Source organism: Methanolobus sp. ZRKC4, from assembly GCF_045291305.1.
In the GTDB taxonomy this organism is placed as follows: domain Archaea; phylum Halobacteriota; class Methanosarcinia; order Methanosarcinales; family Methanosarcinaceae; genus Methanolobus.
This window is the reverse complement of record NZ_CP146983.1, coordinates 844,395-868,572: the sequence shown is the minus strand read 5'-3', so window position 1 is coordinate 868,572 and position 24,178 is coordinate 844,395. Positions and strand designations below refer to the sequence as shown.

General features: G+C 42.7%; 27 protein-coding genes and 1 pseudogene. 15 read left to right on the top strand and 13 right to left on the bottom strand.

Annotated elements, in window-relative coordinates:
• The first annotated feature begins 21 nt into the window (after positions 1-21).
• Positions 22-1,311, top strand: a complete 1,290-nt coding sequence (locus tag V7O67_RS04590; RefSeq protein ID WP_406671042.1) for a proteasome-activating nucleotidase — start codon at positions 22-24, stop codon at positions 1,309-1,311.
• Positions 1,312-1,360: 49 nt separating this feature from the next.
• Positions 1,361-1,951 carry a DUF99 family protein gene (locus V7O67_RS04585; RefSeq protein ID WP_342305990.1) on the top strand — a complete coding sequence of 197 codons (591 nt, stop codon included), beginning with the start codon at positions 1,361-1,363 and terminating at the stop codon, positions 1,949-1,951.
• On the opposite strand, the gene glmM is transcribed toward V7O67_RS04585, so the two are convergent.
• Complete coding sequence (gene glmM / locus V7O67_RS04580) at positions 1,952-3,292, bottom strand: phosphoglucosamine mutase (protein WP_342305991.1); 1,341 nt, start codon at positions 3,290-3,292, stop codon at positions 1,952-1,954. It abuts the gene before it with no gap.
• A gap of 102 nt (positions 3,293-3,394) precedes the next feature.
• On the opposite strand from glmM, the gene larE reads away from it, so the two are divergent.
• The 4 genes from larE to V7O67_RS04560 all read left to right on the top strand — a co-directional run bounded on the left by larE (position 3,395) and on the right by V7O67_RS04560 (position 5,945).
• On the top strand, positions 3,395-4,195 hold the full coding sequence (larE, locus tag V7O67_RS04575; RefSeq protein WP_342305992.1) for an ATP-dependent sacrificial sulfur transferase LarE: 801 nt from the start codon (positions 3,395-3,397) through the stop codon (positions 4,193-4,195).
• A gap of 94 nt (positions 4,196-4,289) precedes the next feature.
• Positions 4,290-4,622, top strand: a complete 333-nt coding sequence (locus V7O67_RS04570) for a GNAT family N-acetyltransferase (protein WP_342305994.1) — start codon at positions 4,290-4,292, stop codon at positions 4,620-4,622.
• A gap of 5 nt (positions 4,623-4,627) precedes the next feature.
• Entirely contained in the window at positions 4,628-5,164 is a 537-nt protein-coding gene (locus V7O67_RS04565; RefSeq protein ID WP_342305995.1) for a DUF531 domain-containing protein, read from the top strand.
• 40 nt (positions 5,165-5,204) lie between these two features.
• Positions 5,205-5,945 carry a DUF166 family protein gene (locus tag V7O67_RS04560; protein ID WP_342305996.1) on the top strand — a complete coding sequence of 247 codons (741 nt, stop codon included), beginning with the start codon at positions 5,205-5,207 and terminating at the stop codon, positions 5,943-5,945.
• Between the two features lie 35 nt (positions 5,946-5,980).
• Here V7O67_RS04560 and V7O67_RS04555 read toward each other — a convergent pair whose 3' ends face one another.
• Positions 5,981-6,442 carry a PEF-CTERM sorting domain-containing protein gene (locus V7O67_RS04555; RefSeq protein WP_342305997.1) on the bottom strand — a complete coding sequence of 154 codons (462 nt, stop codon included), beginning with the start codon at positions 6,440-6,442 and terminating at the stop codon, positions 5,981-5,983.
• Between the two features lie 213 nt (positions 6,443-6,655).
• Between V7O67_RS04555 and V7O67_RS04550 the strand changes: the two genes are divergently transcribed.
• Positions 6,656-7,777, top strand: coding sequence for a DUF362 domain-containing protein (locus V7O67_RS04550; RefSeq protein WP_406671040.1), 1,122 nt, complete (start codon positions 6,656-6,658; stop codon positions 7,775-7,777).
• Positions 7,778-7,787: 10 nt separating this feature from the next.
• Here the strand turns inward: V7O67_RS04550 and V7O67_RS04545 are convergent, their stop codons facing one another.
• Positions 7,788-9,266: a phenylalanine--tRNA ligase subunit alpha gene (locus V7O67_RS04545; protein ID WP_406671039.1), complete on the bottom strand. Its 1,479-nt coding sequence runs from the start codon at positions 9,264-9,266 to the stop codon at positions 7,788-7,790.
• Between the two features lie 19 nt (positions 9,267-9,285).
• On the bottom strand, positions 9,286-10,584 hold the full coding sequence (locus tag V7O67_RS04540; RefSeq protein WP_406656250.1) for a tryptophan--tRNA ligase: 1,299 nt from the start codon (positions 10,582-10,584) through the stop codon (positions 9,286-9,288).
• Between the two features lie 384 nt (positions 10,585-10,968).
• On the opposite strand from V7O67_RS04540, the gene V7O67_RS04535 reads away from it, so the two are divergent.
• The 3 genes and pseudogenes from V7O67_RS04535 (at position 10,969) to V7O67_RS04525 (ending at position 13,835) form a co-directional block, all read left to right on the top strand.
• On the top strand, positions 10,969-12,483 hold the full coding sequence (locus tag V7O67_RS04535) for a methyl-accepting chemotaxis protein (protein ID WP_406671037.1): 1,515 nt from the start codon (positions 10,969-10,971) through the stop codon (positions 12,481-12,483).
• 12 nt (positions 12,484-12,495) lie between these two features.
• Positions 12,496-13,023 (top strand): annotated as a pseudogene (locus V7O67_RS04530) (methyl-accepting chemotaxis protein); the annotation flags it as partial.
• A 254-nt stretch (positions 13,024-13,277) separates the two neighbouring features.
• On the top strand, positions 13,278-13,835 hold the full coding sequence (locus tag V7O67_RS04525) for a hypothetical protein (RefSeq protein ID WP_406656249.1): 558 nt from the start codon (positions 13,278-13,280) through the stop codon (positions 13,833-13,835).
• A gap of 6 nt (positions 13,836-13,841) precedes the next feature.
• On the opposite strand, the gene V7O67_RS04520 is transcribed toward V7O67_RS04525, so the two are convergent.
• From V7O67_RS04520 to V7O67_RS04500, 5 genes are all read right to left on the bottom strand, one after another.
• Complete coding sequence (locus tag V7O67_RS04520) at positions 13,842-15,044, bottom strand: radical SAM protein (protein ID WP_406671035.1); 1,203 nt, start codon at positions 15,042-15,044, stop codon at positions 13,842-13,844.
• A gap of 3 nt (positions 15,045-15,047) precedes the next feature.
• Positions 15,048-15,833 carry an RAD55 family ATPase gene (locus V7O67_RS04515; protein WP_406671033.1) on the bottom strand — a complete coding sequence of 262 codons (786 nt, stop codon included), beginning with the start codon at positions 15,831-15,833 and terminating at the stop codon, positions 15,048-15,050.
• Positions 15,834-15,946: 113 nt separating this feature from the next.
• Positions 15,947-16,555 carry a translation initiation factor IF-2 subunit beta gene (locus tag V7O67_RS04510; RefSeq protein ID WP_406671032.1) on the bottom strand — a complete coding sequence of 203 codons (609 nt, stop codon included), beginning with the start codon at positions 16,553-16,555 and terminating at the stop codon, positions 15,947-15,949.
• A 30-nt stretch (positions 16,556-16,585) separates the two neighbouring features.
• Entirely contained in the window at positions 16,586-17,104 is a 519-nt protein-coding gene (locus V7O67_RS04505) for a 50S ribosomal protein L16 (RefSeq protein ID WP_406671030.1), read from the bottom strand.
• Between the two features lie 193 nt (positions 17,105-17,297).
• Positions 17,298-18,353, bottom strand: coding sequence for a DUF1786 family protein (locus V7O67_RS04500; RefSeq protein ID WP_342306007.1), 1,056 nt, complete (start codon positions 18,351-18,353; stop codon positions 17,298-17,300).
• 45 nt (positions 18,354-18,398) lie between these two features.
• Here V7O67_RS04500 and V7O67_RS04495 point away from each other — a divergent pair, with 45 nt between their 5' ends.
• From V7O67_RS04495 to V7O67_RS04485, 3 genes are all read left to right on the top strand, one after another.
• The gene (locus V7O67_RS04495) at positions 18,399-18,938 is read left to right on the top strand and encodes a molybdenum cofactor biosynthesis protein B (RefSeq protein ID WP_342306008.1); all 540 of its coding nucleotides are present in this window, start codon (positions 18,399-18,401) and stop codon (positions 18,936-18,938) included.
• 173 nt (positions 18,939-19,111) lie between these two features.
• On the top strand, positions 19,112-19,810 hold the full coding sequence (locus V7O67_RS04490) for a recombinase RecA (protein WP_342306009.1): 699 nt from the start codon (positions 19,112-19,114) through the stop codon (positions 19,808-19,810).
• 134 nt (positions 19,811-19,944) lie between these two features.
• The gene (locus tag V7O67_RS04485) at positions 19,945-20,205 is read left to right on the top strand and encodes a YhbY family RNA-binding protein (protein WP_342306010.1); all 261 of its coding nucleotides are present in this window, start codon (positions 19,945-19,947) and stop codon (positions 20,203-20,205) included.
• Between the two features lie 9 nt (positions 20,206-20,214).
• Here V7O67_RS04485 and V7O67_RS04480 read toward each other — a convergent pair whose 3' ends face one another.
• Entirely contained in the window at positions 20,215-20,547 is a 333-nt protein-coding gene (locus V7O67_RS04480; protein WP_342306011.1) for a DUF190 domain-containing protein, read from the bottom strand.
• Positions 20,548-20,696: 149 nt separating this feature from the next.
• Between V7O67_RS04480 and V7O67_RS04475 the strand changes: the two genes are divergently transcribed.
• Both V7O67_RS04475 and V7O67_RS04470 read left to right on the top strand, forming a co-directional pair.
• Positions 20,697-21,122, top strand: a complete 426-nt coding sequence (locus V7O67_RS04475) for a hypothetical protein (protein WP_342306012.1) — start codon at positions 20,697-20,699, stop codon at positions 21,120-21,122.
• A gap of 43 nt (positions 21,123-21,165) precedes the next feature.
• On the top strand, positions 21,166-22,203 hold the full coding sequence (locus tag V7O67_RS04470; RefSeq protein ID WP_406671027.1) for a cytochrome c biogenesis protein CcdA: 1,038 nt from the start codon (positions 21,166-21,168) through the stop codon (positions 22,201-22,203).
• Positions 22,204-22,238: 35 nt separating this feature from the next.
• On the opposite strand, the gene crcB (V7O67_RS04465) is transcribed toward V7O67_RS04470, so the two are convergent.
• From crcB (V7O67_RS04465) to V7O67_RS04455, 3 genes are read right to left on the bottom strand one after another with little or no spacing between them, the layout of a single operon-like run.
• On the bottom strand, positions 22,239-22,592 hold the full coding sequence (crcB, locus tag V7O67_RS04465) for a fluoride efflux transporter CrcB (RefSeq protein ID WP_342306014.1): 354 nt from the start codon (positions 22,590-22,592) through the stop codon (positions 22,239-22,241).
• Complete coding sequence (crcB, locus tag V7O67_RS04460) at positions 22,582-22,983, bottom strand: fluoride efflux transporter CrcB (RefSeq protein ID WP_342306015.1); 402 nt, start codon at positions 22,981-22,983, stop codon at positions 22,582-22,584. The genes crcB (V7O67_RS04465) and crcB (V7O67_RS04460) overlap by 11 nt, the downstream gene beginning before the upstream one ends.
• Positions 22,976-24,160 carry a molybdopterin molybdotransferase MoeA gene (locus tag V7O67_RS04455; protein WP_342306016.1) on the bottom strand — a complete coding sequence of 395 codons (1,185 nt, stop codon included), beginning with the start codon at positions 24,158-24,160 and terminating at the stop codon, positions 22,976-22,978. Before V7O67_RS04455 ends, crcB (V7O67_RS04460) begins: the two co-directional genes overlap by 8 nt.
• Positions 24,161-24,178 lie beyond the last annotated feature (18 nt).

Genomic DNA, 24,178 nt, shown 5'->3' with positions numbered 1-24,178 from the left:
TTAAATAATGTTCGGAGGCATATGAGCGAGACCAGCGAAAGTGATGTGAATCACGAAAGATATGATTTTACGGGCGTTAATAAAGCAGAATTCGGCTATGCAGGTGCGGGGAGTGAAGAAGATTTTTCAAAATACCTGCTTGACCGCATGAGACAACTCGAATCACGCAACAGTTTATTGAAAGAACAGTGTGATCAGATAGAGTCTGAAAAACGCTTTGTTGAAAGCCAGAAACTGAAATATGAAAGAGAAGTCAGAAGGCTTCAGGCCGAGATTGACCGCCTGAAAACAGTGCCATTGGTAGTTGCTACCATAATGGATGTGATCAGCGATGACAAAGTGCTTGTAAGAAGCTCTACAGGACCCCAGTTCATGGTCAACGTGTCCCAGTACATCGACGATAAGACACTTGTACCCGGTACCAAAGTGGCCCTGAACCAGCAAACACTTGCAATTGTCGAAGTTATACCGGCCACAGAAGACCCGGCGGTATCCGCAATGGAAGTCGTGGATTCCCAGGACGTTGATTTCAATGATGTCGGTGGACTTGAAGAACAGATACAGGAACTTATAGAATCCGTAGAATTGCCATTAACAAAACCGGAATCTTTCACACGCATAGGTATCACCCCTCCAAAGGGTGTCCTCCTGTACGGCGAACCAGGCACAGGGAAGACATTACTGGCAAAAGCCGTTGCACACAGAACAGAAGCTACATACATAAGAGTTGTAGGCTCCGAGCTAATACAGAAGTATATCGGTGACGGTGCAAAGCTTGTCAGAGACCTGTTCGAGATGGCCAGAAAGAAATCCCCGAGTATCATTTTCATTGATGAGCTTGATGCTATTGCATCAAGGCGTCTTAACGATACCAACGGGGCTGACCGTGAAGTACAGAGGACCCTGATGCAATTGCTTGCGGAAATGGATGGCTTTGACAGTAGAGGAGAAGTACGTATCATTGCAGCCACCAACAGGCTGGATGTGCTGGACCCTGCTATTCTGAGACCGGGAAGATTCGACAGGATCGTCTATGTACCAATGCCTGACGAGGAAGCAAGAGCAAATATTCTCAAGATTCACTCACGATTCATGAATCTTGGAGAAGATGTTGATTTTGCAAAACTTGCCCGCCTGACCGATGGAGCAAGTGGAGCAGACCTGGATGCCATTGCAATGGAAGCGGGAATGCTTGCTGTAAGGTTTGACAAAGAATCCATTGGTATGGAAGATTTCATTGAGTCCGTGCAGAAAGTAATGACAAAAAGAGAAAACGAAACAGAAGTTCTGCCGGAAGGAATGTTCATTTAAGCATTTCTGGTGGTAAGTTACTTCTATTACTTTTTTTATAATATTTTTTGTGAAAGCGCGTTTCCACATAAAAGATGAGATTCGTATATTGGGGATAGATGACTCTGCACTTATAGCGGATACTATCACAATAGTTGGGGCCTTCTTCCGTGGTGGCATGTGGCTTGATGGAGTACTACGCTCAGAAATAATCCGTGATGGTATGGATGCAACCAATCGTATCATTGAAATGGTACGTAAAAGCAAACATTTCCCGCAAATTCGGGCAATAATGCTTGATGGTGTTACCTACGGAGGCTTTAACCCTGTGGATATCGTTCACCTGAATCAAGAAACGAATATTCCAGTAATAGTACTCATGCGAGACCTTCCTAATCTTGAAAAAATGGAATCGGCCCTTACTCACCTGCCGGAAGGTGAAAAAAGAATGGAAATTATTAAAAAAGCTGGCAGCATCATTGAAGTTATCACAAAGGACACATCTAATCCCGTTTTCATACAATGTAGCGGAATAGGAATAAAAATGGCTGCCAGAATAGTTCAACTCTCTTCAACAAGAAGTAATATTCCTGAGCCACTGAGAGTGGCTCACTTAATTGCAACGGGAATCGTTCTTGGAGAATCCAGAGGCAAGGCCTGATCACTTAGAACTGTTTACCAGTTCAATACCTTCGTTCATCAGGGCATCTGCCCTTTCCTTTGTTTTTGATTCTGCAAATATCCTGATTATTGGCTCGGTTCCGGATGGTCTGATAAGTACCCACCCGTCATCATACCATACTTTTACACCATCTGTCGTATCAACTTCATTGTCTTTTGAGAGGACTTCCTTTTTGACATTCTCCATGGTACTCTGAAGGTTTTCTGCCCTGACCTTGGTCTTTGAGTTAAAGTACAGCGGTACACTACTTGCAAGTTCAGATAATTTCTGCCCGCTTGCGATAATCTCCAAAAACTTGGCACATGCCATAGCACCGTCACGGCAATACTGGTGTTCCGGGAAGATCAACCCTCCGTTGCCTTCCCCGCCAAAGACCCCGCCAATCTCCATCATCTTGCGTGCCACATTGATAGAACCTACAGCTGTCCACGTAAGTTCCACACCTGCTTCCCTGGCAACATCAAGCATACGTAATGATGAACTGACCGGAGTGACAACAGGACCTTTTTTCCTTTCAAGAACATACTTTGCCATCATCGCAAGCAAGACTTCTTCCTCAATGAAATTTCCATTCTCGTCAAAGAACACTGCACGATCTGCATCCCCGTCCTGCGCAACTCCCATGTTAGCACCTGATTTTTTGACGATGTACGCAAGCTCTGTTAGCACGTCAGGGGTCGGCTCGGGATTTCTCCACGGAAATGTTCCATCTACCTGACCATTGATGGTTATGACCTCACAGCCAAGTTTCTGGAGAAGGAACGGGAGCGTAACTGATCCAGCGCCACAGCCCGTATCCACAGCAACTTTGAACCTTTTCCCGCGTATAAGCTCATGGTCCACGGAATTAATAATGCCCCTGAGGTAATACTCATTGGCATTGCTGTCGTGGCGCAGGTCTCCAGTCCTTTCCCAGGATGCCGCACTGAACTCTTTTGAATAATATATCTTTTCGATCTCACTTTCCCCTTCTCTTGAAAGTTCACTTCCGTCAGCAGCTATCAATTTAATTCCATTGTACTCCCTTGGGTTGTGTGATGCAGTTATAACAATTCCCGCATCTGCATGGTCCTTCACATAGTACTGGACAGAAGGTGTAGGGCATATACCTACATCGATAACTGTGAGACCTGCTGAAAGTGCACCTGCAATTGCAGCTGATTTTAACATTTCACCTGAAGCTCTTGTATCCCTGCCAATAGCAACTGTACCACTTGACCCCATATACGTCCCCAGACTTCTTGCAACATCGATTGCCAGTTGAGGAGTTATATATTCGTTCGCTATTCCCCTTACACCATTAGTTCCGAAAAATGCCATCCATTATCACCATTGTTAAAAGTATAGCCTGTATATGTCAAAATCCTATTTTATGTTTTGTGAGAATATGCTATTATAAGATATTCTACATATTCCCAGTAAATGCTGAATGGAAAACTTGAATTATTGAAAAGTGGCATCTCCAAAAAAGAGAGTGTCCTAATTGCCTTTTCCGGTGGAGTGGACAGTTCTGTCCTTGCGGCCATAGCTTATAGAACCCTGGGAAAAAATGCAGTGGCGGTAACTATCAAAAACCACTCATTTCCAAAAAGGGAATTGGAATGTGCTAAAATGGTTGCTGAAGAAATAGGTATTGAACACATGATCATTTATTTGAATGAATTGAAGGTGCCACTGGTATCTGAAAATGGACCAAATAGATGTTATCATTGCAAAAAAGAGATTCTCGGAGTATTAAATTCCGTAAAAGATGAACTGGATTTTAATGTCATTCTCGAGGGAAGTAATGCTTCGGATTCCAATTCATACAGACCGGGAAAAAGAGCAATTGAAGAAGCAGGAGAGAAGGTATACTCCCCTTTCATTGAATTTAATGTGAATAAGGATGAAATCAGGCAGATTGCAAGACAACTAGGACTTTCTGTTGCAAGCAAACATCCATCACCCTGTCTTGCCTCCCGTTTTCCGTATGGAGATGCACTAACAGAGGAAGCCATCAAAAGAGTGGAAATGGCAGAGGATTTTCTCATCGAAAGGGGTTTTCAGGAATTAAGGGTTCGAGATCATCAGGGAAGTGCACGCATAGAAATTAATCCTGATGAAATGCATTTATTGTTGCAAATACGGAAAGATGTTGTTTTTTATTTAGAGAAAATCGGTTTTAGTTATGTCACCCTGGACATGAAAGGATTCAGAAGCGGAAGCATGGATGAAGTATTATGATTCCAGAAGTCACGATAAGAAAAGCAGAACCACAGGACAGAGCGGACATTGAAGTACTAATGTCCACTTGTTTCCATGGTATTGAAGTATCCCAATGGAGAATCTCAGGGTTGCTGTTATAGACAACAAAATCATTGGTGCAGCATGTCTGGAAACAGAAAACTTCCAGGAGCTTCACTCCATAGCCGTTTATCCGGATTATCGTGGAAAAGGAATTGGTAGACTACTTATGGATTCCTTTACTGTTGATATGAAGGAGGGGACCATTTTATTTACGAGAACTACTTCACCTGTCTTTTTTGAAAAAGTGGGTTTTATCAGACTTGATGATTCCGAAAAGAAAGAATTATGGGATGATTGTTCGAAGTGCAACAGGTTTAATAACTGTAAACAATCTGTGTTGCGTCTGGAAATTAATAAAAGGTGATATCGTTGCTGACATTAGGAATCGTTAATACATATGATAAGATCAAAGTACTGGATGCTCATTATCGAGCAATAGCAAGGGCTGCACCTATATGTCATGCATTCGGATTTTCCCTTGCTCTTTTTGATTTTCCATTTAAGATGACCCCTGATGAGCTGGTGGAGTATGTTGCGGACAAAACCACTATTGGAGAATCAGGTAAATATCTGAGGATGTTGCATGAAAAAAAGCACCTATTCGTTTTTGACCTGCCAAAGAAAGGATTCCAACCACAATTAGGTTCTGTGGTCGTGACAACTTCAAAACCGGAAAAGAAGTTTTCCATTACTACAGAAGCCATTGCAGACGAAATAATGCATAATAAGTCTTTCCTGATACTGGTGGGACTTGGACGAAAAGGGCTACCAAAAGACCTTTTTAGCCTTGCCAGATACCATCTTGATATTACATCACATGGCGTTTCCCTTGAAACATGTACGGCAATTGGATGCATACCTGCTTATCTCATGGGTATAGTCCATACGAAAAGTTCAGAAAAATAAGTAGGGAACTTTATTAAGTATCATATGTATACGCTTTTGCATGCGTTTAAGCATTTTTTATTCCGGAGAGTTTGGGAAAAAGGTTGTTGGTAACCTTGTCAACTCGGATAGTTTTTGCGTTTCATGCGGAGACCTGTGTGACCACTGCCGTGAACCCAGGGCAAGTTTTGCACCTTTGATAGTTGGTCTTTTTGAATTACGTACAGACCTTCCTGATTTTGTCGAAGAACCCATAGAATATATCCCAGATAATTTGCCCCTATCAGACCTTATTATTGCCATAGACCTGCACCCGGACCTGTTGATGACGGTTCCCGATATTGCAGAAATGACAGGTGCAAAAGGCGTAATAATACCAGTAGATGATTCACGCCTGGTGCCTGCTGGCCTGACCGAACAGGTAAAAAACAAACTTGAGTCACAGGAAGTGGAATGCGAATGCCCAAAACCCTTCTGTTCACTTGATATTTCAGGAAAGCCAGTGATAGATGAATTCGTAAAAATGGGATTTGGCCGTCCATTGCTACATATCGAAACCGATCCTGTGAACGGACTTTTCACACACGTAGGAGTAATAAGGGATGCTCCATGTGGTGCAACATGGTTCGTTGCCAAGAAACTGAAATGGTCTGACCTGAAAGACTATAAAGAAACCATCTCGAGCGCTCACCACGCATACCCATGCACCGCAAGCATGGAAAAGGATGTACAGATTGGTGATACTATCCTGCATGAAGCAGGTTACATCATCAGAAAAAGTGTAGAAGAAGCAATGGAATAAGGTTGTTTTAAAATAGAAAAGTTAAAGGAGTAAGATTACTCCTTTCTGCGCTGGAAGAAGAATGCCAGACCAAGTATTGCAGCTATTGGAAGTGCAATAGTTGAGAATTCTGGGATCTCATTGCCTGGAGTATAGCAGAATGAAAGATGGCTGATAAAGCGGCTATCTGGATCATTGATAGTTCCACCCATACCTCCTGGGTATCTATTTAGTGCAGTACCTGGTTTTGTCACTACTTCACAAACTGGTATATTAGACGACCATGTAAGATTATGCCCGTCGCCTTCTGTAATTATTATGGTAATTGGACCATCTGTGTAGGTTCCAACTACGCTCTCACCCTTCTCGATAGTATCGCCCCACTCATTTAGCTTGATTACAGCAGTACCGCACTGGCAATCATCACCATCATTTTCAACTACTATTGGTGCTTCTGCAGCACTTGCCAGCATCAGTGCCACCATTGCCGCGAGCATTATTATTAATATTCTTTTCATTGTTAACCACCTTCCACATATATAATTTTAAACTGTGCACTCGGTAACAGTAACTATGTCTTTCTTAATTCATATACTTTCCTAAATTACTTTGCATGTCATTATTATTATACTGCTAATGAAATTATTTTGTTAAATTATCAATATAAAAGACAAAGCACCTGAGAACAAATATTCAATACGTATTTTTACCTACAATTCCTACATACAGGCATGGGTAACAAAGTTTCCATTGTAAAATGTGATGATTATTCTAAGTCTAAAGAGTGCATCAAAGAGGCGCTCAATCTGATAGGCGGACTTAAGTCTGTGGTTTCAGCAGGTGATCGTGTGCTTCTCAAACCAAATGTCCTTGCTGCCCATAAACCGGAGGATGCCGTAACAACCCATCCTTCCGTAGTTGCTGTTATGTGTGAACTTGTGCAGGAAGCTGGAGGTACACCTGTCATAGGTGATGGTTCTGGAATGACCCATCCGGGAGCAACGGCTGATGCATTCAAAATGTCAGGAATCGAGGAAGTCGCAAAGACCCATAATGTTGAACTCATTAATTTTCAGACAGCAGGGTATGTGGAAATTAATGTCCCTGAAGCAATGCATTTTCCAAAGTTACACATGTCTAGGGCAGTTATGGATGCAGATGTGATCATATCGCTTCCAAAAATGAAAACTCACGAACTGACCTACTACACAGGCGCCGTCAAGAATATGTTTGGGGCATTACCCCTTAGAACCCAAAAGGAAATGCATCTGCTGGCTGACAGAAGAATATTTGGTGAAGCTGTTATCGACCTGTACTCAGTTGTAAAACCTCATCTAGCAGTCATGGATGCTGTGGTAGGCATGGAAGGCAATGGTCCCTCTCATGGCACTCCGGTGAAGACAGGTGTGATAATGGCATCCTATGATTGTGTTTCACTTGATGTAGTTGCTTCGGAACTCATTGGTTTTGATCCAATGCGAATTCCCACTACAAGTGCTGCAATTGAAAGAGGGTTTGGATCAAATGACCCGGTTATAGTTGGCACTTCACTGGATGAAGTGAAGATGAGGTATAAACCTTCATCCGGAGGTATTACCTCCAGTTTTCCACCTGTCGTCACTCGTATGTTTGGCAGGTACTTTGAAATGAGACCGAAGATCAATACTTCAAGGTGTGTTCTTTGCGGTGCATGTGCCATGAACTGTTCAGCTCATGCAATAGAAGAAGTTGATGATCACCTTGTGGTCAACAAAGAAAAATGCATCCTTTGTTACTGTTGCCGTGAATTGTGTCCGGAAGATGCAGTAACAGTAAAGAAGTCCCTGCTTGCAAAAATTGTGACAGGGACTTAGAAAAAACAAATCAGAGCTGACACACAGGACTCTTGCGGAGCCAGTCAATATCTGATTGGTACAACAGACGCAGGTCTTTAAGACCTAGTTTGAGCATTGCCAGGCGACTTACACCAAGTCCCCATGCAAGTACCGGATACTTGATTCCCAGAGGTTCCGTGACTTCTTTCCTGAATACTCCTGCACCTCCAAGTTCAACCCAACCCAGGCCATCCACATATACCTCGGGCTCTACACTTGGTTCGGTATAGGGGAAATATCCGGGCCTGAAACGCACGTCTTCGAATCCCATCCTGTGATAGAACTCCTTCAGACATCCCAACAGGTTCGCAAAGGACATGTCCTTATCCATGACAACTCCTTCCAGTTGTTCGAACTCGGGAGTGTGAGTAGGATCAATTGTCTCGCGGCGATAGGCTCTGTCGATGGAGAAGGCCTTTACAGGAGGCTCCGGATTGTCTGCAAGGTATTTTATCGTTAGTGCCGTTGTGTGAGTCCTCAGCACATTCTTACAGGCAATCTCCTCACTCCATTTTCCACCCCATCCTGTGGAGGTAGTATCTCCTCCATGCTCATGCATTGCACAGACATTGTCCTTGTAATCCAGAGGAAGCTCGGAAGTGCTGTCTAAGTGAAATGTGTCCTGCATCTCTCTTGCAGGATGATCCTGTGGCTGGAACAGGGAATCGAAGTTCCAGAATGAACTCTGCACGATCTCACCTTTAATTTCAGTGAAGCCCATATCAAGGAAGATACGTCTCATCTGGTCAATCAGACGCTGGTAAGGGTGAATCTTGGACCCGTATATCTGCCGGGGAGGAGTCTGGATATTATATGATCTGAACTTCATATTCTTCCACTGGCCGCTCTTGAGCATCTCTGATGTAATCTGGGCAACTTCTTCCTCGATAACAATACCTGCTGCAACGATTTCCTCACCATCGGGAGTGATAATCAGCTTCCTTTGTTTATTCTCGCTCTTTACCACAAGTTTGCGTTTTATCAGATCGTTGACGATATTCTTATCAGCGCCCAGCTCATCGAACGTCTTCTCCTCGCCAGCAAATATAGCCAGAACCTCCTCATCATCCCCAACTACTGCATTCCCTGTGGGTATGACCATTCCTTTTTCGATATTTGCCCATCCTTTACGACGCAGCCAGCCAGTAGCTATACCTACTACTGCAGGAGAGAATTTCTCCTTCAGTCCATCCATAGCCATGGGTTCTGAGAGTGTATCGATTATCTGCCTCTCGGGAAGTCCTTCCTCCGCATATTTCTTTCCTTCCCCGGTCAGTTCGAAGATCTCTGTTATTGTCTCCTCTACCTGTGCAAGTCCTTTTTCTTCAAGCAAAAAAGCAGCCTGCATTGCAGTTTCCATTTTCATCTCTGATTTTTCAGCCAGCTCGCTGGGGCTTGCATCGTTTAGATTTTCCAGTGCTATCAGCACATTCTTCTCATTGGGTGTGAGATTATAATCCGAAACCATACATTACACCTTGATAATCTTATAATCCATATTCATCAAGCCTGTCTTTTGCGACTTCACGCAGTTCCTGATGCTCTTTCAGGAACTTTTCCATCTTTTCTGCTGCAAGAGCCTTGCAGTTTCCGCAAACTTTCTCTCCGCTAACGCATTCATTGTATATCTGCGCAAGCTCCTGGTCATCTTCAATGAGATTGAATAGTAGCAGTTCGTAGACAGAACATTTGTCAGGTTCACCGCCCAGCTTCTTCTGCTCCTCAAGTGTCATTCTGCCGCCGGTCTTTGCCCGCTTGACCTTTTTGGCAGCTCCCTTGGGATCCTCGGTAAGTGATATATAACTGTCAGGAACACTGCTTGACATTTTCCCGCCCTGCAGCCCGGACATGAAACGATGATAAGTTGAAGACGGAGGTACAAATGCATATCCTCCAAACTCAAGTTCGACCTCCCTGACAATTCTCAGAAGTTCCTCGAAGTTATCAAGATCGAACACATCAACATGAGCTTCGAACATCTTTGTTCTGCCGGGTATGCGATCTCCCAGCTCTTTCAGTGCTTCTTCAGGTGCTGCCTTGCCCCGTATGCTGAAATAACTCCTGCCATTCTTATCTTCACGCCCCTCGATCTTGAACATGTTCATCTTATGACCAAGTCCGCGTGTTAAGCGGATATGGGGGTCCTGATCCGCACCTACGGGAATTACTGTAGGCTTGGGACCGCCAAAGTCCTCAAGTTGGGGATGCAGTATGTCCGCACTCTGGGTGACTGCACTGAGCATATGGGAGACACTTGTCTCACCCGTAAAACCATAAATAGCACTCAATTCCGAGAAGTTGGCCTTTGAACCCAGCTCGAATGCGAGGTCCTTGACCTGCTCCGAGTCCGACTGGAAGTATATATGTCCCTGTGGTTCAAAACCAAGTGCAATGAGGCTTACTATGTACTCATTGACACCGATATCCTTGCACTTTTCCCAGGACATGCCCCTTACTGAATGTGCTTCCCTGTCGGCGATGCCCGCAAATGCGTCAGCTCCCTGTTGCTGATGCCATATTATTTCTTCCATCACCATTTTATGGCCCAGATGTACCTTTCCGGAAGGCATGAAACCGCTCATTACCGAAAATGGCTTGCCGTTGTTCATTGCATCTGTTATGAGATCGTATCCCCTATGGCCAAAGATGATCTTCCTACGCATGTATCTATGGGGATCTGCTATCTCAGGAAGCAGTTGATCAAAAGGAAGAATGCCGAATTCCTCGAATAGTTTGGAATAATCGTCAATATTCAGTGCACTCCATGGGTTGATCTTCATATTCATATAGAGCCTCTTGTATGATCAGATGTTCGGAATAGAACATATCATTTTTTCTGTCAATGAAATTGTTAGTAAAAACACCTGGTGATATGTAAAGGTTCTTGTCGGGAACTTCTGCTCCTTTGAGTGATTCATCTTTATTGTGCAATTCAAAGTAATCTGCAGTTATCGTTCCACCCTAAAAACAGTCTTTCCGTAGCCATCATTGGGCGGTCATTAAATTGCAACCATTACATAATAAATAAATTTATATATACTGTATATATAATATTAAACGTCCTGTGCATTTTGCACAGTTCATATTATACACCCTGTGCATTTTGCGCAGTTCACGTTAGCCAAAAAATCGAACATTTATATGAAAATGAGGAATATAAGATGAATATTTTGAATAATATCAGCCTTAAAAGAAAACTCATCACTTTTGCACTTATATTTTCTATTATACCTGTTGTATTAATGGGTGCATATGCATATCAACAGGCAGAGCAAGCAATCAACGGGGAGATACAAGAAAATCTGGAAAAACAACTAGTTATTGAAAAAACTTATATTGTGAGTACCTTCGAGAGCGCCCAGAACAAAGTCAATGATGACCTCAAAGCTGCTCAGATGCTAATGGAAACAAAAGGTACTCCATCGATAATAGATGGGCAATTAGTCTTTGGTGAGGATTATGTTGTAAATGGAAACCATGAAGTAGTAGACAACATCAATTCCATGCTTGGAGATTCTGCCACCATTTTCCAGGTCATGGATGGAGAGGCCATAAGAGTTTCCACTACCAATGTAAAAGATGACGGCAACCGCGCCACAGGAACTGCAGTATCACAAAAAATATATGATACCGTAGTCGTGGATGGAGATGTATATTATGGAAGAGCATGGGTAGTGAATGAATGGCACAGGTCAGCCTATGCGCCCATGAAGGATAATTCAGGGAATATAGTAGGAATCCTTGGTATAGGTGTTGATGAAGACCCATTCTGGCAGGAAATGGAAGAGCAGCTACTAGGCTTGACAGTAGGTGAAAGTGGATACTTCTATGTAATGGATTCACAGGGTAATTTGCTAATCCACCCTAACAGTAAAGGCGAAAGCGTATACAACAATGACTTTATTCAGGAGATCCTCTTGAATAAAGAAGGGTATGTGGAATATGAATGGGAAGGCGGGGAAAAGGTTTCAGCATATACTTACTACGAACCTACTGACTGGCATATTGCATCAACAGCATACAAAGAAGAATTCACAGGGCCTCTGGATGCTATCAGAAATGGCCTGATTGCAGCTGTGTTGATCTTTGCGGTTGTGGGCTTAGTGATTGGTCTTACATTTTCAAGATCCATAACAAAACCTCTGGGTCAGGTAGTGGACGTTGCAAACAGTGTATCTGAAGGCAACCTTGCAGTAACGATAAACAATGATTCAACCGATGAGTTAGGGATCCTTTCAAATTCCATGAGCAAAATGGTATCAAATCTCGGAAAGTTAGTTGAAGAAGTCCAGCATGGTTCAATAAGTGTGTCTTCTGCCGCCGAGGAAATGGCAGCCACTTCACAGGAGGTAACTGCCTCAGCCAGCCAGATATCCTCTGCGATCAACAGAATCACAGAAGGTGCTCAGGGCCAATCTGTCAAAAGTGATGAGATTGCATTAGCTATGGCTGATATGACCAATAATACCCAGAGTATAGCAGAAAATGCTCAACTTGCAGCAGAGACTGCAACTACTGCAAGCAATCTAATTCAGGATGTCGGCAATCAGTCGGAAAACCTGATCTCACAGATGGATGAGATACAAACATCATCAATGACTTCAGCTGAAGTTATTAGAAATCTGGATGAAAAATCAGCCAAAATTAGTGAGATAGTCAGCATAATCACTGGCATTGCAGATTAGACTAACCTTCTTGCACTTAATGCAGCTATCGAAGCTGCACGGGCAGGAGAACATGGAAGAGGGTTTGCAGTAGTAGCCGATGAAGTTAGAAAACTTGCAGAAGACTCAGGAGATGCTGCTCATCAGATATCAGACCTCATTGGGGAAATACAGGAAGGTACTCACAAGGCTGTTGAATCCGTGGAGAGCAGTGTCAGTTCTGTAGGCACAGGTGTAATTGCACTGAACGAAACGGTAGCTGCAGTCAAGAGAATAGTAGAAGGCGGAGGAAAGGTTGCAAGAATGGCTGAGGATATTGCTGCGGCTGCACAGGAACAATCAGCATCTATTGAAGAGATCACGACTTCCGTTGAAGAGGTCTCTACGATATCACAGCAATCTGCAGCAGAAACGCAGGAAACATCTGCAGCTATCGAACAGCAGACTGCTTCTATGGAAGAGATTGCAACATCGGCACAGAAACTTGCAAGCCTGGCTGAGGATCTACAGGACGCTATTAAGATGTTCAAACTGGGTTCAAACGAAGCTATTGATAGTTAGATAACCTCGTCCTGAAAAGAAGGATTCATGGTACAATCCTTCCTTTCTTTTTTTATTTAGAACAATCTTACATGCCAGTTCAGCAGATTCTATTCGTTTTTTGATTTTTCTACAAGTGTCACCAAAGATAAGATTAATTTTGACAGCCACATTTTAATTTTAATTGAATATGACATAAATATTTTATGCTGTCCGAACCAACTGTTACCATTCAATTTTAGTCATTGGTGGTGGAGTTACATGAGGATTCAATAATGGACATTACTATTTTTCATATTGGAGCATTGTTCTTTGCTTCAATCACCATATTCAATATGTATTCAGCCCGTAAGTATAAGGAAAGTTATCTGCCTGCAATTATAGGTATTATGATGTTTTTTTCGTTGTTATTGTTCCTTATCCTCCCCTGGCAATATGGTTATGCCGCTTTGCTGCTCACTATGATCTTTTCAGTTGCTAATTATAGAAAATCATACAGTATTAATAAAAAAAAGATGATGCGGCTTATGGAAAATTCCCAGAGCGCAAAGCCGTCAAAACTAACCGGTCTTTTAACAGGATGGGAGCTGATCTACCATCTGAACAGGAAATACGACCCCTCAAAAGCTTCACTTATCAACTCTATCCTTATGTGGTTCCTTGGTATCCTTCTGATCATTGTGTTCAACCATATATGGCCTGATGTTTTCTCAAATATCCATTACATGGCATTCATAATGACTGTAATCATGCTTGGGTATTACTGGCAAAACAAAAAACTGCTGGAAAGTCTTGATACAAATGATTTCCAACAAGTGAAAAAAAGTAGATGAAGAATATCAGGATTCTATCTTTTCGATATCATAAGGTTTCGAGGCACCTTCCGGTATCCTGTCAACAAGCTTTAGATACTCGGTTTCCTGCATCAGGCATGTACTACGTTGTCCCCTGAATGTCTTATCCTTGCGAATCTTACCCCAGATATCTTTCATGGAACGCTCCTGTATGTTTCCATAACTGAACGGGATGTATGGGCAGGGTTTGACCGCACCGTCCACACATACATGCAACCACCGCTGCCCGGCCATGCAGCCCAGCATTTCTCCTTCGAAATAAGAGTTAGAGAAAATCCTTGGTCCTCCTTTAGTAGAGTTGGTGCGGTGATACATATCAAGTACGATTCTCCTGTCAGCCTCAGTGATTATAGCGTCCCCTCTCTTCTTGGGCACGGATTCCCAGAGGGAGAACTCATGTACTCCGATTTCCTTCGCAAGTTCGTACATTGCAGGCAGTTCCCCTATATTTTTAGGAGAAACGTGTGTAGCCATAGTTACAAGAAGACCAGCCTCAAGTCCCATTTTCATGGCATTTGTAGCCATCTCGAACGCACCGTCAAGACGACGTACGGCATCGTGCTTTGCTGGTTCAGTCGAATATATACTCACCAACAGGTTATGGAGACCAGCCTCCTTCAGACGCTGTGCAGTCTCCGGAGTCATTTCCGTGCCGGGAGTATACATGTTAACTATAGCACGTTCCTTGTCCACGTAGTCGATGAGTTCATAGATATCCTCACGCAGCATGGGATCACCTTCTGTGAATACGATGACCATTGCGCCCATATCAAGCACGTCATCGATAGCATGCTTCATGGTATCGATATCAAGATCACCTTCGCCGCCACTTACAACACAATGTTCACAGTCGCATTTGCAGTTGCGCGTGATCTCAAAAGAAACGGTTTCGGGAATATATCTGCCCAGGGTTATCTGGGTCTCAGCCATAAGAAGTCTCTTGAAAGCTTTACTGGGAATGGGCGGCAGCCATGTGGAAGCTATCACTTTATCGTCATCAACAAAAGCAGGTTTTTCTTCCTTTAGCCTCTCATTGATCTTTTTCAAAAAAGGGTCACAGGCCTTGCGCAAAGGTCCATGCGCCTTAAGCTGAACAAAATCAGCTTTTTTATCCATTTTGATTGAAAGTCCGGGTATTGAAACCAATACAATATCTTTGTTATCTGAATTTTTCGAATCGGTTTTCATTTACTATTCTTCCCCTAAGATCGAACATCTTTCAAGGGAGAAAACATCTGCTTCCTTGCCTATAACAGACTGGGATGGGTAAACGAATATTCCATGATCACTCATCACATACGGGCGGAGTACTTCATCGTGTTTGGTGCCTCGCATCTTCAGTATGTCGATAGCTCTGATCCTTTCTCCGCCAATCCTGAATACCTTAAGGCAAATAACTCCTTCGGCAAGATACTCCTCAACAGTGAAGTGATCAGTTTCCCTGTGCATTTCACTCGTAATCAGGGTAGTACAATCAAAATTTTCAATATTCTTGATGAATTCAAGAATGATATACCTCACATTAACCGGATCAGGCGATATCTTCAGTGAGGTCATGGAATCAATAAAAAGACGTTTTGCATCAATTTCCATGACGCTTGAGTAAATCTGTTTCAGTACGGTTTCCAATGTTGCATTTTCATGGTCGCCTTGATTATCTGGCTCCATTGTCTTTTTTATGTAGCGATCATAGGCGATAGGATCAGCCCGGATTATCCGGAGCTTGTCTTCCTTGATAAGTCTCTCAAGATCCCAGCCGTGCCTCCACATATTACGCATGATACGGGCAGGTGTTTCCTCAAAGGTGATATAGACCCCAGGCTCATCATAGCTGGTAATTCCCTCATATAGATATTGTGCTCCAAAAGTAGATTTACCCGCACCAGGTCCGCCAATCAGAAGGATTACATCATTTTCTATGAAGCCTCCTTCTATAAGTTCGTCAAATCCGGGAATCCCTGTTGCTATTCGTGCCATATGTTTCCTCGGAGAATTACTTTCAAGTAACCCATCACATTTATAGCACTATTAATATATAACTATATCTTGAAGATTAAAAAAGAAAGAGTTGATACCTGCTTAATCAGGCATCATACTTTTTCGGCAAATGCAAGGGTTCCGCTGATTCTCTTGATCCTTATCTTGAGAGTGTCACCCTTTGCAGCACCTGGTACGAAGATGGTGAACCTATCCACCTTGGCAATACCATCACCCTTGGAACCGACGGCATCAATGTGTACCTCATACTCCTTACCTTCCTCAATTGAATCCTGTTTGACAGGTGCGGTTGCACGTCTCTTCTTTACCGGTCTGTGAGCTCCACAGGCAGCACACTTCAACACAAGTACCCTGTCCATCTTTGTCAACTGGGTATCCGGCCTTGAACACTCGGAACACATGACAAACTCTTCAACATAGGCTTCTATGTTAGACTTAATCTGGTCCTTTGAGAAACGTCCCTGAAATATAGCCCTGCTACCATCTATCTTACCTGCCGTACCCATTTCACGGGTCAGGAATTTCATCAGGTGGTCAGGGTCCCTGTTCAATACATCAGCTATATTGCTTAAGTTGTCCAGGATCGTGGTCTTACCTTCAACCATTATCTTTGGTTCGGGGATCACGAAACGGGCATCCGTAGTCTCCTTGTCAGGTAAATTCGCTATTGCACGGTCCAAAAGCGCTTCGTAATCTTTCATTTAATTCCTCCCGAAATGGGTTCACCACTTTTACTGTACAAGTTCAAGTCCCTGGTCTACAGTTATCCTCACAGGTGTTGGCAGTTTCTGACCTGCCTTTCTGAGAGCGTCCTTTGCAGTTGCAAAGTTCTCTTTGTTGACAGAAATTGTGAAGATTTTCTGGCCTGCTGAAACCCTGGCTGCTGTGCCTACATTCTTACCGAATGCTCCGCGCATACCACTTGACACACGGTCAGCACCCGCTCCGGTTGCCTGTTTGTTCTCTCTCAATACCTCATGGGGGTATACTCTGAGTTTTATGTGGTACCCTGATCGTCCTGCAGCATTTGTCATTGCACGGTTTGAAGTGATACGTGCAGCTTCAAGTGACTTGTGAGTGAGTTGGCATCTCTCTTTTGCTATGAGCGTGACCTTTACCGGAAACTCGGCACTCTTGTTACCCATATCGTAGTGAATTACGTGGCTTCCGGGTACACCACCCATGTATTTTCTTCTTGTGTATGAACGTTGTCTTACGTTCCTGTACATACTTGCTGGTTTTCTTACCATGAATTTAAGTCTCCTTGAATGATTATTGCAATAAACCATGATACTATAAATAGTACTGCTGATTTTTTTGTACCTTAATTGATATGTATATATTTGTATTTGTTGATGTTGCCCACCAACATAATAGATTAATCTCGATGGCTGTCCTCATACTACCTTGGAGTTTATAAGCCTTATCGCTGATTTTGCCATACTACTCCAGTTGAGGCATCAGTAGCCCATAGCAACCAGAGAGCATCATATTCCCAAAAGGTGCAGCAAAATGAAGTTTGCCCCAGAGAGTCTCATCTTTGTCTTCATCATCCATGTTCTGCAGGATGTTGCGTCTGGGACCTGTGATCATCACAGATTTTATCGCATCGGGACCCAGAATTTCCTTTATGTAGCACCCATGTCCACCTTCATCGAAAACATCCTGAAACCCAAGTGTTCCGCATGAAAAATCAATGATATGTTGTTGCAACTTATTCCCGTCAAGAGCAGAGGTATGATGTTCAAACAGAGCTAACACCCTGTCATCTTTTACTATCGCTGCAAGAGTGTGACCGTTGCCTATGTTCACCACAAGGGCAGGCTGTATAGCCTTTGGATCAAGAAGTGAACCAAATATCGCTGCAGGGCCTGTATCCATTATAACAACATCCTTTTTACCAAGTGTGCGTGCTACTGAGGCCATACGGGTGAATTCTTCAGGAACAGTATCTCCCCCGTAAGCAAATTGACTGAACTCCCCACCCTCATCAATAAGCCTCTCGAATATCCTGAATCTATAAACACGATTGCTGATGCCAGGTGAATTACCATGATCCTGTACCGCCACAGCGATCTTATCAGGCATAGACACTCCAAAGCTACCCAATGCATTTTCAATTGAATTAAGGTCTATATCCTGTAGAATAATCTCTTCCAGACCTTTGGGTATAGCATCACTATCATTTACTATGTCGATACCCATTGACCTTACTTTTTCAAGGTCGTCCTTTATTGTCAGGGCTGCATTTTCAGTGGCATACACTTTATAGCCCCTTTCAATATGGCCGCGGATAGCCTTTACAGAAGGCCCACCACCCATGACATCCCCTTTGAGGAAGATATCCTGACCTTTTTCGGTTGCCTTTTTTATCCTTTCACCAATAATAACAGTGGGAGATGGCATAACCATCACAAGACTGTTTTCGACTTCTTTCTCCGTATCGTGCAGAAGTATATCCTGGGTACCTGTGCCAACATCAATTGCAAGTATTTTCATGCATATCGAGCCATTCTTATACTTATTAAGGTATAAACACTTTGTATGAGTAGCCCGACAACAAGAGAACACAAGAGAGATGCTGATAATTCATACTCATTTTACTTGATCACGATCTCAACTTCAAGGTATGAGAAATATGGCAACGTCATATCCCCGGATGATGCAGAAGATCTTTCTGGAAAAAAGATGATGGAACTTGTTCTTTCTAAAGGGCATAGTATCTCAAACTACGAGCTTGTTTCCGATAATCCTTCTATGATTATAGAATCTGTCAATCATGCCCTTGACTCAAATGCCGATATCATAATAACAAGTGGTGGCACCGGCCTGGCTTCAAAAGACATAACCATAGAATCACTTGTTCCGCTGTTTGAGAAAGAAATGCCAGGATTTGGAGAACTATTCAGATACAAAAGTATAGAACAAATTGGAAGCTCCATTATTCTGACACGAGCATCAGCAGGAATTTTGAAAGGAAAAGTACTCTTCTGCATACCAGGCTCTCCAGCAGCAGTTGAACTGGCATTGAGTGAAATAATTCTTCCTGAAACCGGCCATGTCATTAAACATGCCCGCCAGTAAGAAAAAAAGGTTTATAGCCATATTAAAATTTAGCAGGGTGTGTGAAAGGCACATTTATATATGTTAAAATTTATATATAGGATAGAATCAGATATTATTAATAGCACTTTAATGGAAAACAGGAACGGCATTAAAGGGCAAATCCTATATACAATCCCAATGAAGAGGGTAACATGTCCGGCTACTCTTTAGGCATCAAGGAACTGGATGAAATACTTGGCAACATCCGGGAAGGAACCAATCTAATGATGATAGGTCCACCTATGAGCCGAAAAGACGAACTGTTGGATGTAATCATTTTTAAGAGCCAGGATCCAGATGATTCAGCCATAATAGTATCAACACGTGAACCAGGAGAACGTGTACTTGGCTGGTTTGAAGATAATGGAATGGATATTCCAAATGCTGACATGGGTATCGTTGATTGTGTAACCAAAACACTTGGTTTGAGTGCAGCAGACACCGATAAGATCAAGAGGACATCAAGTCCTGTAGACCTGACAGGAATTGGAGTCAAGATCAGCCAGTTCTTTGAAGAAATGCTTGTTAAAAAGCAGAAGAAGAAAATTCATTTATGCATCAATTCACTGTCTACCATCCTCATGTATTCTAACATACAGACTGTTTTCAGATTCCTCCATGTGTTTACCGGAAGGGTTAAGGCAGCCAATGGTTTTGGAATCTATGTTGTAGAAGACGGAATGCATGATACGCAGACCATAGCCACACTGAAGCAGCTTTTTGATGGTATGATCGAGATCAAGGCAGTAGGAGATTCTTACGCAATGAGAGTCGTAGGAATGACATCAAAACCGACCCCATGGTTCGAGTACAGTATTGATGGGACGGAGATATCCCTTAAGAGAACATAATACTCTTTTTCAATATACCAGGATTTATAGAATATTTCCCGGAATATTACCAAGTTTATCTGTGAATGGACATACTTTTTATACTATATTATAATTGAATCATTTATATCGAACTACTTATCAGGTGTATCATAATGGAAAAAGATAAAATATATCAACTAAGAACCGAGGCTACAAAGATCAAACCAATCCTCAATATCGGGAAGAACGGAATTACCGATTCTGTTATGGAAGAGATAAAAAAACAGCTGAAAGCAAATCGTCTTATCAAGATAAAGATGCTAAAGACCAGTGCTGAAGGAGAGGACATCAAAGCATCTGCAGAAAAACTTGCAGAGGCAACCAAGACTACCCTTATAGATGTTAGGGGAAGTACAGTGGTGCTCTATAGATAAGCAATATATCTAAATATTGTCTTTAAAACCTTCTCCCGAAACGACTTCCACGTCCTGAACGATCATAAGTTCCGTAGGCAGTAGTTCCTTGAGTTTCGGAATAAGGTCCCTTATTTTTTCTTCCAGGTCCACAGCCTGTACTATTACCGGGAGATCGGTCCCAAGCCTTAAAACACTTGCAGTGTGTATCTTATGATGCATACCATATCCCTCTATACAGTGATGGACCGTAGCACCTGCGATTCCATTCTCTTTGAGGAACTCTATGACAGCATGGTGCGCAGTTTTTCCTTTATATTTGTCATTTTCACTAAGATATATCCGCAAAAGCAATGTTTTCATGGCTGTTATCCTCTGATATCACGCATTGTATCTTTATTTAATAATTCTACATTTGTCCCCTGGCTATAAATAGCAAAGCCATTATCACTTATGTATCGTACATTCTATTTAGCAACATTTATAGCATAAATGCGATTACAATAATACATATGGAAAAAAATAAACCCATATTTATCGTAGCTCTGGCTGTTATAGCCTGTGCTGGTATTGTGGGCGCATACATCTTAATTGGCCCAGGAACCAAAGACCCTGGAATAAATGCATCCCATGCAATAGAGATAGTGATGAATGACCCTGATGCAGCTGCATACTATTCATCGAATTTCGAGGTAGAGGACTGGAGAGTCACATCTACTTCGCTTATTGAGAATGCCCCAGATTACACTGCCCTGGAAGGCAGGGTCTGGAAGGTCGAGATAATGGAACGTAGTTGTGCATGTTCAACTATAAAGGACCTCTATGTGATAGAGGGATATGTTTCCGCTAGCAACGGTGAGCTTCTGGAAGTTAGCACTAAATCCGTCCTGGAAAGTGAATATGATAAAAAAACCTGTTCTTCGACCTCCTGTCACTAAAAGACCAATTGGCAGAACTGTCTTAATTTTAGTGATATTGTTAGTGTTTACGGCAGGAATATCCCAGGCAGCGGATACATCAGTAGAATACTTTTATGAGAGCGGATGTCTTAAGTGTGAACAGGCTTCACCTGTAATTGAAAAAGTAATTTCCCAAAATCCCAACATAAATTTCTCTGAATATGAGATAACAGCTTTTTTCAGCCTGGCAAAGCAATACGGAGTAAGTACAGTTCCTGCTGTTGTCATTAACAAAAGCATTGTCATAAATTATGAAGAATATAAAGGTGACATTACTCTACTTGAAACACTGCTTTTAGAAGGCATTGAAACAGCGCCACCAATTTCAGACATTACAAGCCCGGACCTTTCAAACTATTCAGCAGGCTGGAACACAGATACACAAACGCCTCTTGTCATATTCGTCGCAGGCCTGCTTGCAGGATTCAATCCATGTCTTATTGCAGTAATGGCTTTCCTGGCATCGGCCATAGTCTCATCAGGCGGTTCACGCAAAGACATGCTTGTTCTTGTCACAGGTTTCTGTTCCGGCATATTTGTGACCTATATGGTTGTTGGTTTTGGAATCATGAACACCATCAGTTATTTCCCATGGATAAGGGAATTCATCACAACTTTGATGGTCCTGCTGGTAACTTTCCTTGGATTGTGGCATCTTTACGATGCATACTACATAAAAAAGTACTCTAAATCATCATTTAAAACACCTCGCTCGTTCGTGGAACTCATGAGTAAGGCAGAAGGCAGGAATATTTTGTTAATATCGTTTGTAGGAGGAGGACTCTTTTCACTGGTAAAAGCTCCCTGCGTAGGTGCGGTCTACCTGATGATCCTTGAGATGCTTATATCAGGTGACGACATCATGGAAGGCACACTGTATATGGCACTCTATAATCTGGGCGTCATTTTACCAATATTGATTCTTGGAGCTCTTCTTGCATTTGGCCTTGATCCAAAAAAGGTCAATGAGATCAGGGAAAAAAAGCGCGTAGAGATACGCCTCATAACAGGTGTGATCCTTATACTGCTGGCACTAATGCTTAATTATAATATAATCTAAGTGCGCATTTGATTTTGAAGGAAGAGGAAGCATGCCTATGGAATAGTTATCCCATATGCTAGAAATGCTGCACAGAGACATACACTTACATTGAGAAGCACATTCATTAAAAAATACTTGTTTTCCCCCTCTTCAAGCAACTTGAAACTTTCGTATGCAAAGGTCGAAAAGGTAGTGAAAGAACCAAGCATTCCGATGCTAACAAAGAACCTGAGGGAAGCTTCAACAGATGAGAATGTCATTGCTGCCAGCACAAAACTGCCAATTGCGTTTACAGCAAGGGTTCCAGAAGGAATATCATTAATTCGGGGAATTGCACCAGATACAAGATATCGCAACATTGCACCGATGAACCCACCTGTACCTACAAGCAGGATTTCAGAGACCACTGCTCCCTTCCCTCCTTTTTACAATATATACAATGATACCCCTTCCTGTGAACACTCCACCAAGTGTCAGGAGTAGATTTGCAAGGACATTGAATGCCGCTTCAATAAAGGACATCTGGAATGTCTGAACTGTAAATGTGGAAAATGTAGTCAATGAACCTAAAAAACCAATACCGAAGAAGAGTCTGATTCTTGGGGACACATAACCAAGATATTCGGAGTTGTACATCAGAAAACCAAGCAATATGCTCCCCAGAACATTGACAACAAGAGTACCTGATGCAGGCTCTAACTGACCTGCAATCATAAATCGTGAAATTGCCCCAAAAAATCCTCCTGCACCTATTGTCAGAAGTTCAAGGACCCGGCTTAGGGAAGAATTATTATTCAATCAGTACAACTTCCACTTTGCTTCCTTCTTCGCATCCTTCCACGTTTTCCGGAATTATAACGAATCCATCAGATTTTGCAATGGAACTTAATATACCGGCACCTGCTGTCATGAGCGGATGAGCAATATTACCCTCGAGAATGACCCTTGCATAACTGACGTATCCTTCTCGTGACATTATTTTACCGCTTAAAGTTGCTTTTACTTTTGTATCAGGGATATCAGGGATATTTCCTGCCTTTCTCAGCGCAGGTTTCCCAAATGCAAAGAGTGCTACAAGACCTGCCGCAGGATATCCTGGCATACAGAGTATCGGTACATTGTCTGCAATACCCAATGCAGTGGGTTTTCCAGGGCTAAGTCCAACCCCATGAACAAGTTTCGTTCCCAGTTTTTCAACTACTACCGGAACATAATCCTTCTCCCCGACTGAAGTTCCGCCGGATATGACTATCATATCGGTGTCGAGATTGGTTTTGATTGCATCCTCTATGAGTTGTTTGTCCTCAGGGACAATGTCACAGTATCGCGCAATTCCGCCCCATTTCTCAACATATTTCCCAATCATGAGGCTATTGATGTCCAGTGTCTTCCCGGGTGCCGGAACATCATCCCCGGGCAGAGGCAGCAGGTCGTTACCTGTAGGAATGATTGCAACAACAGGTTTGACATACACCTTCACATCAATAATTCCAAGAGATGCAAGCACAGCAACATCGCATGGCCTTAGAAGATGGCTTTTGTTGAATATGAGCTCGTTCTTCCTGACATCTTCCCCAATCTCACCCACGTTCTTTCCGGGATGTACCTGTGCCCGAATCTCGATCATGTCTCCAATGGAGATTGTATCTTCCATCATAAGCACAGCATCAGAATCATCGGGAACATAATCACCAGTATTCACAGGAACGCATGTGCCTTCCATAATCTCGTCTGATACGTTCAGAATTACTGGATTTGTAGGTGATGCCCCCATAAGATCAACTGATCTGACTGCAAAGCCGTCCATGGCGGAACGGCGGTAATGTGGCACGTTACGTGGTGCAAGTATACTTGTTGAAAGCACCCTGCCTATAGATGATATTGCAGGAAGTGCCTCTGTTTTTTCTGTCCCTGTTATCTGCCCAAGGAACATCTCTTTTGCTTTACCGACATCGGTACGTTCTCTGAATATCATTCTTGTTCCATCCGGTGT